At 68.7% G+C, this 15180-nt stretch carries 12 protein-coding genes; 4 read left to right on the top strand and 8 right to left on the bottom strand.

Going from position 1 to position 15180, the window contains the following annotated elements; genetic code table 11:
* The first annotated feature begins 289 nt into the window (after positions 1-289).
* The 4 genes from ABH927_RS03150 (at position 290) to ABH927_RS03135 (ending at position 6647) form a co-directional block, all read left to right on the top strand.
* Positions 290-985, top strand: coding sequence for a GNAT family N-acetyltransferase (locus ABH927_RS03150; RefSeq protein ID WP_370017907.1), 696 nt, complete (start codon positions 290-292; stop codon positions 983-985).
* A gap of 213 nt (positions 986-1198) precedes the next feature.
* Positions 1199-2605 (top strand): 2-oxoadipate dioxygenase/decarboxylase family protein, encoded by a 1407-nt coding sequence (locus ABH927_RS03145; protein WP_370017906.1) that lies wholly within the window; start codon positions 1199-1201, stop codon positions 2603-2605.
* 19 nt (positions 2606-2624) lie between these two features.
* On the top strand, positions 2625-5492 hold the full coding sequence (locus ABH927_RS03140) for an FAD-binding and (Fe-S)-binding domain-containing protein (RefSeq protein WP_370017905.1): 2868 nt from the start codon (positions 2625-2627) through the stop codon (positions 5490-5492).
* Between the two features lie 186 nt (positions 5493-5678).
* Positions 5679-6647: a LysR family transcriptional regulator gene (locus ABH927_RS03135; protein WP_370017904.1), complete on the top strand. Its 969-nt coding sequence runs from the start codon at positions 5679-5681 to the stop codon at positions 6645-6647.
* 43 nt (positions 6648-6690) lie between these two features.
* On the opposite strand, the gene ABH927_RS03130 is transcribed toward ABH927_RS03135, so the two are convergent.
* From ABH927_RS03130 to ABH927_RS03095, 8 genes are all read right to left on the bottom strand, one after another.
* On the bottom strand, positions 6691-8226 hold the full coding sequence (locus ABH927_RS03130; protein WP_370017903.1) for an aldehyde dehydrogenase family protein: 1536 nt from the start codon (positions 8224-8226) through the stop codon (positions 6691-6693).
* A gap of 174 nt (positions 8227-8400) precedes the next feature.
* A complete protein-coding gene (locus ABH927_RS03125; protein ID WP_370018384.1) occupies positions 8401-9546 on the bottom strand; it encodes a Glu/Leu/Phe/Val dehydrogenase in 1146 nt (381 codons plus the stop codon).
* Positions 9547-9676: 130 nt separating this feature from the next.
* Entirely contained in the window at positions 9677-11032 is a 1356-nt protein-coding gene (locus ABH927_RS03120) for a flavin-containing monooxygenase (RefSeq protein WP_370017902.1), read from the bottom strand.
* A gap of 12 nt (positions 11033-11044) precedes the next feature.
* Positions 11045-11527, bottom strand: coding sequence for a gamma-glutamylcyclotransferase family protein (locus ABH927_RS03115; protein WP_370017901.1), 483 nt, complete (start codon positions 11525-11527; stop codon positions 11045-11047).
* 40 nt (positions 11528-11567) lie between these two features.
* Positions 11568-12746 (bottom strand): NAD(P)/FAD-dependent oxidoreductase, encoded by a 1179-nt coding sequence (locus ABH927_RS03110; RefSeq protein ID WP_370017900.1) that lies wholly within the window; start codon positions 12744-12746, stop codon positions 11568-11570.
* Positions 12747-12790: 44 nt separating this feature from the next.
* Positions 12791-13294: a hypothetical protein gene (locus ABH927_RS03105; protein ID WP_370017899.1), complete on the bottom strand. Its 504-nt coding sequence runs from the start codon at positions 13292-13294 to the stop codon at positions 12791-12793.
* A gap of 86 nt (positions 13295-13380) precedes the next feature.
* Positions 13381-14073: an amino acid ABC transporter ATP-binding protein gene (locus ABH927_RS03100; protein WP_370017898.1), complete on the bottom strand. Its 693-nt coding sequence runs from the start codon at positions 14071-14073 to the stop codon at positions 13381-13383.
* Between the two features lie 55 nt (positions 14074-14128).
* A complete protein-coding gene (locus ABH927_RS03095; RefSeq protein ID WP_370017897.1) occupies positions 14129-15040 on the bottom strand; it encodes an amino acid ABC transporter permease in 912 nt (303 codons plus the stop codon).
* Between the last annotated feature and the right edge of the window lie 140 nt (positions 15041-15180).

Here is a 15180-nt window from a genome sequence, read left to right as displayed (position 1 = left end):
ACGGGAAATGTGCCTCTATGGTGTGGTGAAAGTCCACGAACGCCAGAAAGGGCGCAACCATGCCTGTGGAGTTCCTCGGCATCGGCGGGACTAACGACGGCTCGGAAACCTCGCCGCGGTCCGGCCCTTCTTCGACAAGCAGTACACGCTTTGGCCGTCACGTGATCCCGCTTGTCAGGCAGGCGGTCGCCGAGCATGACCGCCAGAAGGCCCGTGCGTCCGCCGAGCTTGCTCCGGTTGTATCGTGACGCTCCAAGCCGGGCGGCCGGATCATGATCGAGGTGGGGCCGTGAGCGCGCGTCATCCGTTGGACAATCCCGCCTGGGAGTCGTTGTCGGGGGCGCACGCGCATCTGGCCGAACGGCGTGGCGCCGTGCTGCGCTATCCGCCCGACGTCGCCCCGTTCCTCGCGCTGCCCAGTGAATCGTCCCCCGCCGACTGGGACGACGTCGCCGCCCTGGCCGGACCCGGCGCGGTGGTGCCCGTGGCCGGCCTGGCCGGCGCCCTCCCGGCCGGATGGCAGGTGGAGCTGAGCGTGCCGGGCGTCCAGATGACCGGCGCCGATGTCACCGGGGTACACGATGACGAGGCTGTCCTTCTGGGGCCCGAGGACGTCCCGGAGATGCTGGACCTCGTCGCGCGGACCCAGCCCGGCCCCTTCCTGCCACGGACCATCGAGCTCGGCGCCTACCTCGGCATCCGCCGAGGTGGCGCGCTGGTCGCGATGGCCGGTGAGCGGCTGCGCCCGCGGGGCTGGACGGAGATCAGCGCCGTCTGCACCGACGACGCGTTCCGAGGTCAGGGGCTGGCGACCCGGCTGGTGCTGGCGGTGGCGGCGGGCATCCGGGAGCGGGGGGAGACGCCGTTCCTCCATACCCTCGCCGACAACACCACGGCGATCCGGCTCTACGAGACACTCGGCTTCCGGTTGCGCCAGACCACGACCTTCGTCGTCGTACGGGTACCCACTTACCTGGCCGGCTGACTCGGCGTTACCGGCGTGAAAGGGCTTCCTGGCACGGATCCGGCATCTTGTGAAGCGCCAGTGTCGCTGTGTCTGGGAGCAGCCAGGTCGCACGCTCGTGGCCTTGGCCGCGGCTCGGGGAGTCAGTGATCCTTGGGGTGCGCGGCTGTCCGACACCGCGACGAAGGAGTTGAAGGTGCCCCGGAGGCACCTCGACGGGCTGGAGCACCTGGCATGACGCACCTTGAGACCTGGCAGCTCAGAGCCGAGTTCGCGCGGAGGCTGTCCGACCTCTACGGCACGGAGGTGCCCGCGTACACGACGCTTGTCGACGTTTCCCAGAAGGTGAACGCGAAGGTGCTCTCCGAGCGCGGCGCCTCCGCCGAAAGGCTCGGGTCGATCAGCCGGGTGACCGCGGAGCGTCACGGGGCGATCCGGGTGGGGACGCCGGCCGAGCTCGCTCAGGTGGCCCGGATCTTCGGTGCGCTGGGTATGAGCCCGACGGGCTTCTACGATCTCCGGGATGCCGCGCCGCGTCCCATCCCCGTCATCTCGACGGCGTTCCGGCCGATCACCGCGCCGGAGCTGGCGAAGAACCCCTTCCGGGTCTTCGTTTCGCTGCTCGTGCCCGAGGACAGGCGATTCTTCGACGCCGACCTCACGACGCGTCTCACCGCGTTCCTCTCCCGCCGGCGGCTGTTCCCCGGCGAGCTCCTGACGTTGGCGGATTCCGCGGAAGCGGACGGCGGCCTCGACACCGGCCGCGCCGCCCGCTTCCTTGATCTGGCGGTCGGCGCGTTCGCCCTGTCGGATGAGCCGGTCGACCGCGGCTGGTATCAGGAGCTCGAGGCCGTTTCGAGTGTCGCCGCCGACATCGGCGGAGTCACCACCACGCACATCAACCACCTCACCCCGCGTGTCCTCGACATCGACGAGCTCTACCGGCAGATGAGCCACCGAGGCGTGGAGATGATCGACGAGATCCAGGGCCCGCCGCGATGGGATGGGCCCGACGTGCTCCTGCGCCAGACGTCCTTCCGCGCCCTGGCGGAGCCCCGCCGCTTCCGTGACGCGGACGGCACCGTACGGTCTGGCGAGTTACGCGTTCGCTTCGGTGAGGTCGAAGCACGCGGCATCGCGCTGACCACCGCGGGACGGAACCTGTACGACGCCCTGGTGGCGGAGGCGGACCGAAGGCTACCCGGAGCGACGTCCACTCGTCAGGACGTGGCGCGGCAGGTCTGGTCGGACCGCATGCCGCGCACCGAGCGAGAGCTCGCGGCCGGGGACCTGGCTTTCTTCACCTACGAGATCGACGGCGCGAGGCCCCTGGACGGCACGGCTCCCCCCGCCGACCTCTCGCGGCTGGTCGCGGACGGCTGGGTCGTGCCACGCCCCATCGTCTACGAGGACTTCCTGCCTCGTTCCGCGGCCGGCATCTTCTCGTCCAACCTCACGAGCGCCGGGGCCGTGGCGGACGCCGACGGCGGCGTCCACCGGGACGCCGAATGGATGTCCGCCGCGATCGGCCGCCAGGTCCAGGAGCCCGGTGAGCTGTACGAGGCGCAGCGCGCGGGGTCGTTGCGGCAGGTCGCGGCAGGGCTCGGCCTCGACGGGACCGTACCGATCCCGGTGGCGTGAGATGACGAGGAAAGACTCCATGGCCGACGCGGATCTGGTCGCGGCCCTGCGTTCGGCGGGTGCCGGAGATGTGGACGGGTCGCCTCTGCGCCGGTCGTTGTACTCCTCTGACGCGTCGCTGTACCGGATCCCTCCCCGGGTGGTGGTGGTGCCGCGTCATGTGGACGAGCTGGCCGCTGTGCTCCGGGTGTGCCGCGAGCATGCCGTCCCGCTGACGATGCGGGGAGCCGGCACGTCGATCGCGGGCAACGCGGTCGGGCCCGGTGTGGTGGTGGACGTCAGCCGCCACCTGAACCGCGTGCTGGAGGTGGACGCGGAGGGCGGAACGGCGCTGGTGGAGCCCGGTGTGGTGCAGGCGGACCTGCAGAAGGCGGCGGCGAGGCACGGCCTGCGGTTCGGCCCCGACCCCTCGACCCACAACCGCGCGACGCTGGGCGGGATGATCGGTAACAACGCGTGCGGGTCGCGGGCGCTGGGGTACGGCCGGACCAGCGACAACGTCCTGGGGCTCGATGTGCTGGCCGGTACGGGGGAGCGGCTGCGGCTGGGCGCGATGGACAACCCCACGGCGACCTCGCCGCTGCTGACGGATCTGCGAGGGGTGGTGCGCGACGGCCTGGCGACGATCCGCACCGAGCTGGGCAGATTCGGGCGGCAGGTGTCGGGCTACGCACTGGAGCATCTGCTTCCAGAGAACGGGTTCGACGTCGCGCGGGCACTGGTCGGCAGCGAGGGAACGCTGGCCTTGACGCTCGCGGCCCGGGTGCGGCTGGTGCGGGACGCTCCCGTGCGGATTCTGGTCGCGCTCGGATACCCGTCGATGGCGGAGGCCGCGGACGCCGTCCCCGCCGTCCTGCCGCACGACCCCGTCGCCTGCGAGGGGCTGGACGCGCGGATCGTGGACGTGGTGCGCGCTCGGCGGGGGCCGGCCGCCGTCCCCGAGCTGCCGCGCGGTTCCGGCTGGCTGTTCGTCGAGCTCGCCGGGGAGGACAGCGGCGCCGTACGGGCCGCGGCGCGCGGATTGGTCGCGGACGCCGGGGCGCTGGACTCGCGGGTCGTCACCGACCCCGTCCACGCCGCGGCGCTGTGGAAGATCCGGGAGGACGGCGCGGGACTGTCCGCGCGCACGCCCGCCGGCGCCCCCGCCCACGCCGGATGGGAGGACGCCGCGGTGCCGCCGCAGCGGCTGGGCGCCTACCTGCGTGAGTTCGAGACGCTGATGAATCGGTACCGGCTGACCGGCCTGCCGTACGGGCACTTCGGTGACGGGTGCGTCCACATCCGCATCGACTTCCCGTTCGACCGAGGCACCGGCGTCTTCCGCGACTTCCTGCTCGCCGCGGGCGCTCTGGCGGCCGAGCACGGCGGGTCGATGTCCGGTGAGCACGGCGACGGCCGCGCCCGGAGTGAGCTGCTGCCGCTGATGTACTCGCCACAGGCGATCGGGCTGTTCGAAAGGGTCAAGGCCGTGTTCGACCCCGATGACCTGCTGAACCCCGGCGTGATCGTGCGTCCTGCCCCCTTCGAGGCCGATGTCCGGGTCGCGGCGGCGAAGCCGTTGAGACGAGCCGAGCTGGCCACCCTCGGCCTGGCGTACCGCCACGACGGCGGTGATCTGTCGGCGGCGGTGCACCGCTGCACGGGGGTGGGCAAGTGCCGCGCGGACAACAGCGCCGATGGTGGCGTGATGTGCCCGAGCTTCGTGGCCACGCGCGACGAGAAGGACTCCACACGTGGCCGCGCCCGGGTGCTGCAGGACGCGGTGTCGGGCGACCTCGGCCCGGATGGGTGGAGATCGCAGGCGTTGCACGACGCCCTGGACCTGTGCCTGTCGTGCAAGGGCTGCTCGTCGGACTGCCCGACCGGTGTGGACATGGCCGCCTACAAGGCCGAGGCGCTGCACCAGCGGTATCGGCGCCGGCCGCGTCCGCGGTCCCACTACGCCCTCGGGTGGCTGCCACGCTGGGCGCGCCTGGCCGGCCGCTCGGTCGTCCTGACGAGGCTGGCCAACGTCGCCATGCGGTCGAAGACGCTGCACCCGCTCGTCACCTGGAGCGCCGGGATCGACCGGCGCCGGTCGCTGCCGGCATTCGCGGAGAACCCCTTCCGGCGCTGGTTCGCCCAGCGGCCTGTAAGGCCCGGCACCGCGGAGCACGGGGACGTCGTCCTGTTCGTCGACACTTTCACGGACGCCTTCTCGCCCGAGGTCGGGCAGGCGGCCGTCGCCGTCCTCGAAGACGCCGGTTACCGCGTCACCGTCACCGACCGCCCGGTCTGCTGCGGCCTGACCTGGATCTCCACCGGCCAGCTGGACGGCGCCCGAAGACAGGCACGCGCCACGATCGACGCGCTGCTGCCGCATGTGCGGGCCGGCGCCGTGATCGTCGGGCTTGAGCCCTCCTGCACCGGAGTGCTACGCGCTGACGCCGTCGAACTGCTGGACGGGGAGGACGCCGCGCACGCCGCGGCCCTGGTCGCCGCCAGAGAGGTCGCCGCCGCGACCCGCACCCTGGCCGAGCTGCTCGGCCAGACGCCCGGCTGGACCCCGCCAGACCTGACCGGCACCACCGGCGTCGCCCAGCCCCACTGCCACCACCACGCCGTGATGGGCTGGGCCGCCGACGCCGCCCTGCTGCGGGACGCCGGGGCCGACGTCGAGCGGCTCGGCGGGTGTTGCGGCCTGGCCGGCAACTTCGGCGTCGAGCGTGGACACCACGATGTCTCCGTCGCCGTCGCCGAGCACCGGCTTCTGCCCGCCGTCCGGGCGGCCGGGCCAGGCACCATCCTGCTCGCCGACGGGTTCAGCTGCCGCACCCAGCTCAGCACGCTCACCGACCGCACGGGCCGGCATCTCGCCCAGCTCCTCGCCGAACACCTGCCCCACTGAGCGCTGGTCTTCGGCCGACCGGTACGGCAGTGGCCGAAATGATGGTGCGCGCCGGGGGCTGCCGTGATCACGATCGGGATGCCGTGGGGCCACATCACCCCAGTTCACGACCTATTCTGAGGCAAAGCGTTCGCTTTGGCTCTCCCTGTCGCCGAGTCGCCGGCTGAGCTGTAGATAGGATTTCGGATGCTCAATCCCGTTCACTTACGGACACTCGTCGCCGTGATCCGTTCTGGCTCGTTCGCTGACGCCGCACGGGATCTGGGCTACACGGGCTCCGCGGTGTCGCAGCAGATCGCCGCCCTGGAGCGGGTCGTCAAGGTGCCCCTTTTCGAGCGGGCCGCGCACAGTGTGCGGCCCACGGCGGCGGCGGAGTTCCTGGCCGCCCGCGCGCACGACACCCTGGCAAGCCTGAAGGCGCTCGAGGACGACATCACCGGCATGGCCGAGGGCACCGTCGGGCGCATCCGGATAGGCAGCTTCCCGACCGCGAGCGAGCGACTGCTTCCCGAGGCGCTGGCCGCGTTCCTCAACGACCATCCGAAGGTCGAGATCCTGCTCGACGAGGGTGAGTCCGAGGATCTGGTGAACAGCCTCCAGGACGGCAGAATCGACCTTGCCCTGGTGTACCACTACGACCTGGTTCCACGGTCCTGGCCGCGGACCCTGCAGGCGAAACCGTTGCTGGACGAGGAGCTGATCCTGCTGCTCCCCGAGGGCCATCAGCTCACCACCGTGGACTCCATCGTCCTGTCCGATCTGGCCACCGAGAACTGGGTCTCGACCCGCGAGGGGACCGCGGGGTCCAAATGCATGAGACGGCTGTGCACGAGTAAGGGCTTCGAGCCCGCCGTGGCCGTACGCAGCAACGACTACGACGTCATCCGCAGTTTCGTACGCTCCAGCCTCGGGATCGCCCTCGTGCCGGCACTCAGCCACGTGACCAGCGACGGGGTCTTCGCGGCCCCTCTGAAGGACGTGACCGCCCGCCGCCACGTCGCCGTGCTGCATCGGGCGACGAAGTACAACCGTGCCGTCACCGGGGCCCTGCGGGCGCTCGAACGAGCCGCCGCCGCGATCGTCGGCACCCGGCCGGGAGTGTGCCCACCCACGCCCGGGTACGTGACGCACCCCGATGCCGGCAACAACGGTTGATCTCAAGCGCCATGCCGGCCGTACATGCCGGCCGTTCAGGGTCTCAGACGGTGAAGTCGACGCCTTGGGCCAGGGGAAGCTCGCCCGAATAGTTGATCGTGTTGGTCGCCCGACGCATGTAGGCCCGCCAGGCATCCGATCCCGACTCACGGCCGCCGCCGGTCTCCTTCTCGCCACCGAAGGCGCCGCCGATCTCGGCGCCGGACGTGCCGATGTTCACGTTGACGATGCCGCAGTCCGACCCGACAGCGCTGACGAACCGCTCCGCCTCCGCCTGGTCGGAAGTGAAGATCGACGACGACAGACCCTGCGGCACGTCGTTGTTGAGCTCGATGGCGGTGTCAAGATCCCGGTAGCGCATGAGGTACAGCAGGGGAGCGAACGTCTCCTCCCGCACGATCGCGCTCTGCGCGGGCATGCGGACGATGGCCGGCTCGACGTAGTAGGCATCCGGAGTCACGTCGTCCAGACGGCGTCCTCCGCCGACCAGAAGCTCTCCCCCTTCCTCAGACGCCCGGTCCAGGGCCCTGGCCAGACTCTGGAAGGCCTTCTCGTCGATGAGCGGGCCCACGAGCGTTCCGTCTGCCGTGGGATCGCCGATCGGGAGGCGCGCGTACGCCGCGACGAGACGACGTTCCAGTTCGTCGGCGATGTCTTCGTGGACGAACACGCGGCGCATGCTCGTGCATCGCTGGCCCGCGGTTCCCGCCGCGGAGAACACGATGCCACGTGTCGCGAGATCGAGGTCGGCCGATCGTGCGACGACCGCCGCGTTGTTCCCGCCGAGCTCGAGCAGGCACCGGCCGAACCGGGCCGCCACGCGTGGCCCCACAGCACGCCCCATCCGCGTGGAACCCGTGGCGCTGAGCAGGGCCACGTCGTGGTGGTCCACCAGCCGTTCTCCCACATCGGCTCCGCCGAGCAGGACCTGGCTGACATGCCGCGGCGCTCCCGTCTCCTCGATCGCCCGCTGAAGAACCGCCTGGCAGGCCAGGGCGGTCAGCGGCGCCGTCTCGGACGGCTTCCAGACCACTGTGTCACCACAGACCAGCGCCACCGCCGCGTTCCACGACCACACGGCCGCCGGGAAGTTGAAGGCACTGATGACGCCCACGATCCCCAACGGGTGCCAGGTCTCCATGAGCCGGTGACCGGGACGCTCGGACGGCATGGTCTTCCCATAGAGCTGACGGGACAGGCCGACGGCGAACTCGCAGATATCGATCATCTCTTGCACTTCGCCGAGCGCCTCAGAGGCGATCTTGCCTACTTCGAGGCTGATCAGGGTCGCGATGTCCTGCTTGTGCTCGACAAGCAGATCGCCCAGCCTGCCCACCAGCGCTCCCCGCACGGGTGCGGGGGTCTCTCGCCAGGTGAGAAAGGCTTCCCGGGCGCGCGACACCGTCTCGTCCACGGCATCGCCGTCCACCCATGTGACCGGCAGCAACTCCGCACCGTTGATGGGGGACCGTGAGGAGTGGGCGCCACGCAACAGCACGGGGTCCACGCCACAGCGCTCAAGGGCGCGCTGGGCCTCCTCGCGGAGGTGCTCGGCGGTTGGCAAGGCGTGAGTTGGCAAGGCGTGAGTTGGCAAGGCGTGAGTTGGCAAGGCGGCGGGCGGCGAGGCGGCGGCGGACGAGGTGGGGGTCACAACAGTTCTCTCAATCTGTGGTCACGTGAACCTGGCTGGGCAGCCGAGCCCGTCAGGGCTTTGAGCTCGGAGCCGGGGCCTGTACGGGGCGCCGGGCTCGGCTCATGCCACGGGCTGCTTGGCGTGTTCGCCGATCGCGGTCCGGCCACGCAGGCGCATCGCCGCCAGCACTCGCTCCTGGGCGATCTGCCGGGCCGCGACGTGCGGCGTGGTGCCGCGCGTGCTGCTCTCCAGCAGCACCGTCGCGGCGTTGCCGCGGATCTTCGTGGATATGTGGGCGAAGATCTGAGCTGGGTCGGTGGCGAACGGCGAGTATCGGTTGTCCATGGAGAACGCGGCGGCGATGACCCCTCCCGCGTTGGCGATGAAGTCGGGAACCACGGAGACGCCCCGCGCCGCCAGCACCTCCAGGGCCGGACCGGTCGTCGGCATGTTGGCTCCCTCGACCACCAGGGAGGCCGTCGTCGACCGGGCGACATCCACATCCACCACGTCCTGGATGGCCGCGGGGACCAGGATGTCGCAGTCGAAGGCCAGCGCGTCGCCGGTCGGCCGGACCCCGCCGTACTCGCGCACACACCCGTCGCCGGCCTCGCCGCGCAGTTGCAGGAGCCGGTTCAGGTCCAGGCCGTCAGGATCGTGCACCGAGCCGACGGACGTGGACACGCCGACAACCGTGGCTCCCAAGGCGCGGAACCGCTCGGCGGCCGCGGCGCCCACCGCCCCGAAGCCCTGGATGACGACCCGGGCGCCCTCCATGGGGACGCTGAGGGTCTGGGCCGCGGCATCGGCCGCCTCCGCGACGCCGAAGCCGGTGACCCCGAGCTCGTCGTAGGGCACTCCTCCGAGCGCCGTGGGAAGGCCGACCGCCGCTCCACGATCGCCGAGCTCGTCGATGAAGATCGCCGCGTCCTTCTCCGAAAGCCCCATGTCCAGGCCGAAGACGTACTCCTTCGGCACCTCGTTGGAAAGGGCCCGCGCGAAGGCCCGCAGGAGTTGCTCCTTGTTCGCCGCGTTGGGGTCCCCCATGAGGCCGGCCTTGGCGCCGCCGTAGTAAAGATCCGCGGCCGCCCATTTCCACGTCATCGTGCGCGCCAGGCGAGCCACCTCGTTGACGGACAATGTGGGACTCATCCGGGTGCCGCCTTTGCCCATGCCCCGAGCGGTGTTGTCCAGGACAAGCACGCCCTTCATCCCGGATTTGCGATCCGAGACACAGACAACCTTCTCCGGACCCCATTCATCCATGAGCGCGAGGACGTCCGTCACAGTTCTCCTTAGGTCATTGTGATGCCGACTCAGCATCACTGAGGCGGTAGCCGGTTGGAAGGCTCTCAGCCGCTGGGTTTCGACACTCCAGCACCAGATCCGCTGGTGGTCACGGGCCTTCCGTGGCGCGGTCGACCCGCCGTACGGACGAGTCCGGAAACGCTGAGCGGGCGGGCCGGTGAAAAGCACCGGCCGCCGGTGGGCGCTCCTTCAGCCGGCGCGCCAACCGCGTCGCCTTGGCCATGTCTCGCGCCCACACATGCCGGAGTTGATCGATCTGGTCCGTCGCGGCCCGTGCTCCGCCGAAGTATTCCGCCAGGGGTTTCGTCACCTTCTCCTGGACGGCCAGCAGGTCAAGGAGCAATTCCGACTGCGCCGAATAGACGGGCAGTTGAGGACCTCGCGGGGCGATGAGACCCACAAAGAACAGACGCGAGGCATTGAGCGGCAGCACGCCGCCCGCGACCCTCAACGGAACGCCTTCACGGGTCTCGACGGCGGAGGGTTCCAGGAATGGCAGGGCGACTTTGAATCCCGAAGCCCACAGGATGGAGTCGAACTCCTCGGTGGTGCCGTCGGCGAACGACACCGCCCTGCCGTCGATGGCGACGACCTCGCCCACCACCCGGATACGACCGTGGTCGATCCAGTAAGTCAGCAGGCTGTTGACGACGGGGAGGTTCTCGAAGAGGTTCCGGCTGTCGGGCTTCGGGAGCCCGCGATGGCTTTCCGGGTCCCCGACGGCGATTCTCACCAGCTCACGCAGGACGCGCTCCTGAAGCCGCGGCGGGAGTTTCGCGACGAGCTTCAGCTCGCTGCGCGGCCTGCCGTACAGCGTCTTGGGTTGGTAGACCCGGCCGCCTCTGATCGAGATGCTGGTGGTGAAGCCGCCCTGCGCGGCGTCGACGGCCAGGTCGCATCCCGAGTTGCCCGCGCCCACCACGAGGACTCGCGGTCCTTCGAGATCCCGGGTGTTCCTGTATTGAGATGAGTGCAGGGAAACGCCGGTGAATCCACTGGCGACATCCGGGAGGGCGGGATCCCACAGGTGTCCGTTGGCCACGATCACCGCGTCGAAGTGCCGTGTCGCGCCATCAGACGTCGAGACGAGCCAGCCCTGGCTGGAGTCCCCGTTGACAGGTCTGACCTGGACCACCTCTGTGGAGAACAGAATGTGCTCGGTCAGTCCGTTGCTCATTCCGTAGTCGACGATGTAGTCCCGCATCTGGTTCCGGCTGGGGAACGTCGGGTAGGCGCTGGGCATCTCGCGGTCCGCGAAGCCGGAGGAATCCCGGGGCGTGATCAGATGCAACGCCTCGTAGTCCGTGTGCCAATGCCCGCCGATGCGGTCGCTGCGTTCGAAACATGTGACATCGTGGCCCGCGCTCACCAACGCCTTGAGCGCGGCCAGGCCGGCTGCTCCCGCGCCGATGATGCAGTACGCGGGTTTGGTGGACTTTGTCACGTTGATATTCCTTCAGGAGGTCGTGCGAGGGGGCAGCGCGTCGAGGTAGTCGTTCAGCCGGACGACGAAGTCCTCGGGGAGACCGGCCGATCGGGAGCCTTCGCGCACCAGGCCCACGTATGCGTCGTCGGGGGTCGCCGGTCGCAGAGGATCCGTCAGGAAGTACGTCGTGACCACCATGGGCACGCCGTCCACCGTGGTGACGTCGATGGGCAGGCGCCGGAACCAGCCGTTGCCGACACCTGACGCTCGGTCGAGGTCCGCCATCTCCGAATCGGGGACCCGGTAGACGACGCCGTACGCCGTCGTTCCCGGCGCCTCGGCCAGGTGGCATCCCACGCGGTTCTCGTCGTAGGCCCAGAATTCGAGCCGGTGGCCGGGGAAGGAGGCGACGGCGACCTTCTCGGCGCCCGGACAGTACTTCCGCATCTCGTCGGTTCCCAGCAGGGTGCCGTAACCGAAGTAGTAGGTGGTGGATTCATCAGGCGAGGTCATTGTCATTCCTCTGAGTAGCGGGGGCTTCGGGAGGCAGGGCTCACCCGATGGTTCGTTTGGCGTATTCCGCGCCGGACACCGGGAACCCGGCACCCGCGAATCGATTCAGGTTGAACGGCGTCAGATCGACGGTCGTCGTGTCGTGGCCGAGAATGAGCTCGCTGAGGGACAGCCCCGCCGCCGGCGCCACCTTGTGCCCTTTGCCGGCCGCTGCGACATTCAGGTATAACCCCGGCATCTGATCCACCCCGCCGAAGATTGGCTTGCCGTCTGGGGCGTAGGTGTCGACTCTGGTCCATGACCGCCGGACCTTCGAGCCGCCGAGTGTCGGTACGCGGGAGGCGACCTTCGCGATCCCCTCCGCGTCGGCGGCCGGGTCGACGCGCAGGCCGTACCTGTCGGGATCCGCCGGCTTCGCCGTGAACTCGTCATGCAGCGTGATGAGGCCGCGACGACCGGGTCTGGGCGTCAGCCAGGAATCGGTGATCGGATCCATGTACGAACTGACTCGGCCGAGCTCCTCGGGAAGGTCGATCTCGCCCACGGATATCGCCCGTGATTCCAGCGGCAACGCGATGCCCGCCGACGCGGCGAGGGGCTTCGACCAGGCGCCCGCCGCCAGCACGACGGTCCGCGTGGCGATGGTCTCCCCGCCGGCGGTCTCAACGCCTGTCACTCCGCGGTCATCGACCAGAATCGCGGTGGCGTCCGTGGGGCTCACGTGGACACCCAGCCGCTTGACCGCGGCGCGAAGCGTCGTCGTGCACTGCCAGTTGTCGGCCGTTCCGGCGTTGGGCTCATAGACCGCCGCGCCGATCCCGTGCAGGTCGAAGTAGGGGTGGAGGCCGGCGATCTCCGCGGGGCCAAGAACGAGCGCCTCCACTCCGAGCTCATGCTGAATGGCGACATTGGTCTTGAGGCTCTCGACCTCGTCCTCGCCGACGAAACGGATGAAGCCCGAGGGGAGCCACCCGTTGGGCGCCCCAACGTGCTCCTCCCAATGCTCGAAGAACGGCATGCTCGCCGCCGCGAGAGCCGCCTCGGGCCTGTTGTCGTGGTGGGTTCTCAGCAGGCCGACGGCGTCCTGAGACGCGCTACGGTCCGCCATGGTTCCGGTCAGGAGAATGACCTGCCCCGCGCCCAGTCGGGACAGGTGATATGCCGTCGCGGCACCGTTGAGGCCGCCGCCGATGACGACGACGTCTTGTGTCACGGTCATGGGTGTTGATTCGCTTTCTTCCGGTGTCCGGGTACGACCGTCGACTATTCGTCCGGGAGGAGGACCGGGTTGGCCCGCCCGGGATCGGGGCAGGCCTCAGCCGCGTCATACGTCGCCCGCAACTCCTCCGCGTAGGACCGCGGCAGGGCCCACGCCTCGATGCCGGCCACGATGTGATCCCACTCATAGTCCGGGACCCTCATCGGCTCACCCGGATTGTTCAGGCAGTACGTCCAGCAGTCGTAGACGGCGCCGTCATCCCCGTACACGCTGAGGAACCGCGCCCCATTCGCCGCGAAGACCCGCGCGTTATGAGGCAGGCCCATTTCGATGATCGCGCCATATGCGACCCGGCCCCAGGCGTCACCGCTGTCCGAGAGGTGACACCAGCCCTTGCTGCCTTCCGAGTCCGCCGACCGGCGGAACTCGACTCGCCGGTTGTGAGCTCTGCCGAGGGTGACGACCCTCGCGCTGGGAGCCCTCGCCTTGAGGAGCCGAGGGTCGAGCCAGGTGCAATAGGCGAAGTAGTAGCCGATCTCGTCCGTCATGAACTTGTGATCTCCGATTACGCGGCTTCCGCTGTGCCGTGGTCGCCGCTCCGATGTGTAGAGCCGCCGCGATTAGAGCCGTGCGATCAGAGCCGGTGCGATTCGACGAGACGACGCAGGAATGCCTGCGTCTTCGGCCGATCCGGGTCCGACAGAATCTTCTCCGCGGGGCCTTCCTCGTATATCGAGCCGTCGGCGACGAAGCACACACGGGTGGCGACCTCGCGTGCGAAGCTCATTTCATGGGTCGCCAGCAGCATCGTCATCCCCTCGTTCGCGAGCTCGCGGACGATTTCCAGGACTTCGCCGACGAGTTCCGGATCGAGCGCGGAAGTGATCTCGTCGAGAAGAAGAGCCTGGGGGGACATGGCAAGCGTGCGGGCGATCGCCACCCGCTGCTGCTCGCCTCCTGAGAGCGCCTCGGGATATTTGCCGACCTTCTTCGACAGGCCGACGCGGGAGAGGAGCCGGAAAGCGATGTCCCGGGCCGCCCCCTTGTCCCTGCCCAGGACGCGCCGTTGCGCGACCATGACGTTTTCGATGGCCGTCATGTGCGGGAAGAGATTGAAGTGCTGGAAGACCATGCCCACGCGGCGGCGCACGGCATTCATGTCCACGATGGGACTCGACACCTCTAGGTCGCCGACGAAGACGGCTCCGGTCTGAATGGACTCCAGGCCGTTGACGCATCTCAGCATCGTTGACTTTCCGCAGCCGGAGGGGCCGATCAGACACACGACCTCATGCTTGCCGACCCGGAGATTCAGGTCGTTCAGCACCTTTATGGACCCGTAGGTCTTTCCCACATGTTCAAGTCTGACGAATGACATTCACTCACGCCTTTCCCTGGCGTTTGCGAGCTGAGCGCATGATGATGTAGTCCGTGAGGCGTGACAGCGGCAGCGTGACGACAAGGAAGCACAGGGAGACCCCCACCAGGGGGCTCAGATTCGACATGAAAGTGACCTGAATTCTCGCTGTCGTCAGGCCTTCGACCAGGCCGAGCACCGAGAGCAGCGAGGTGTCCTTGAGCACGGAGATGTACCAGTTCAGCAGCGAGGGCAGAGTCGACCGGATCGCTTGGGGCAAGATGATGTGGCGCATGGCGCCGAAATATCCGAATCCCAGGGAACGCGCCGCGGCGAGCTGCCCGCTCGGAATCGCGTCGATCGCTCCGCGGAAGATCTCGGCCACGTAGGCGCCGTAGACCACGATGAGGGCTATGGCGCCCGTCTGGTACAGCGACATGGTCGCGAAGAAGCCGATGCCGGTGGCGGGTAGTCCGAACCCGATCAGAAGGATCGTCAGAAGGCCGGGAAGCGCGCGGAACAGGTCGATGTAGCCAACGACGATAAGTCGTATTGGCAGGTATGCCCGGCCTGGCAGGGAGCGGCCTACGGCGAGAACAAGGCCCCAGATGACGATTCCGATTTCGGCGGTGATCGAAACGGTGAGGTTGCTCACGAAGGCGCCGGCGATGTCCGGGATGCTCTTCCCGAGGGCGTCGAGGTCGAAATACGCACGCAGCACGGCGTGATCGTTGAGCAGGAGAAACGCCGCGATCGCCACCACGATGAGGGTGGTGAGGGCCGCGCCGAACGCGTACGTGGCCCAATCCCGTGCCCTCAGGGCCTGCGCGACGGCGGGCCTCCCCTCCCGCACCGACCGGCGATATCTGACCGCGTTGATGAGGGAGACCAGTCCCACCGGCGGGAACAGCACCGTCGCGATGATCGGTGAAATCATGCTCGGGAATCTGTTCGGTGCGTTGTCGCCATCAGAATCAACCTGCCCGACGACCAACAGGCCGTCCGGCGACTGCGCTGGATTCTCAATGGTTTGATCCATAGTTCGCTTCCCTGGTCCGCTTCCCTGCTCGGCGGGAG

It is taken from the genome of Planotetraspora sp. GP83, from assembly GCF_041262585.1.
In the GTDB taxonomy this organism is placed as follows: Bacteria; Actinomycetota; Actinomycetes; order Streptosporangiales; family Streptosporangiaceae; genus JAOEGB01.
Note: the sequence above shows the minus strand (reverse complement) of the source record. Positions and strands in the feature narration are given on the sequence as shown.

What these genes read in the sequence shown, in the direction of transcription:
- ABH927_RS03105 (WP_370017899.1), bottom strand. Translation starts at nt 13,294, where the DNA reads ATGACGGACGAGATCGGCTACTACTTCGCCTATTGCACCTGGCTCGAC.
- ABH927_RS03115 (WP_370017901.1), bottom strand. Translation starts at nt 11,527, where the DNA reads ATGACCTCGCCTGATGAATCCACCACCTACTACTTCGGTTACGGCACC.
- ABH927_RS03095 (WP_370017897.1), bottom strand. Translation starts at nt 15,040, where the DNA reads ATGATTTCACCGATCATCGCGACGGTGCTGTTCCCGCCGGTGGGACTG.
- ABH927_RS03140 (WP_370017905.1), top strand. Translation starts at nt 2,625, where the DNA reads ATGGCCGACGCGGATCTGGTCGCGGCCCTGCGTTCGGCGGGTGCCGGA.
- ABH927_RS03135 (WP_370017904.1), top strand. Translation starts at nt 5,679, where the DNA reads ATGCTCAATCCCGTTCACTTACGGACACTCGTCGCCGTGATCCGTTCT.
- ABH927_RS03110 (WP_370017900.1), bottom strand. Translation starts at nt 12,746, where the DNA reads ATGACCGTGACACAAGACGTCGTCGTCATCGGCGGCGGCCTCAACGGT.
- ABH927_RS03145 (WP_370017906.1), top strand. Translation starts at nt 1,199, where the DNA reads ATGACGCACCTTGAGACCTGGCAGCTCAGAGCCGAGTTCGCGCGGAGG.
- ABH927_RS03125 (WP_370018384.1), bottom strand. Translation starts at nt 9,546, where the DNA reads ATGGATGAATGGGGTCCGGAGAAGGTTGTCTGTGTCTCGGATCGCAAA.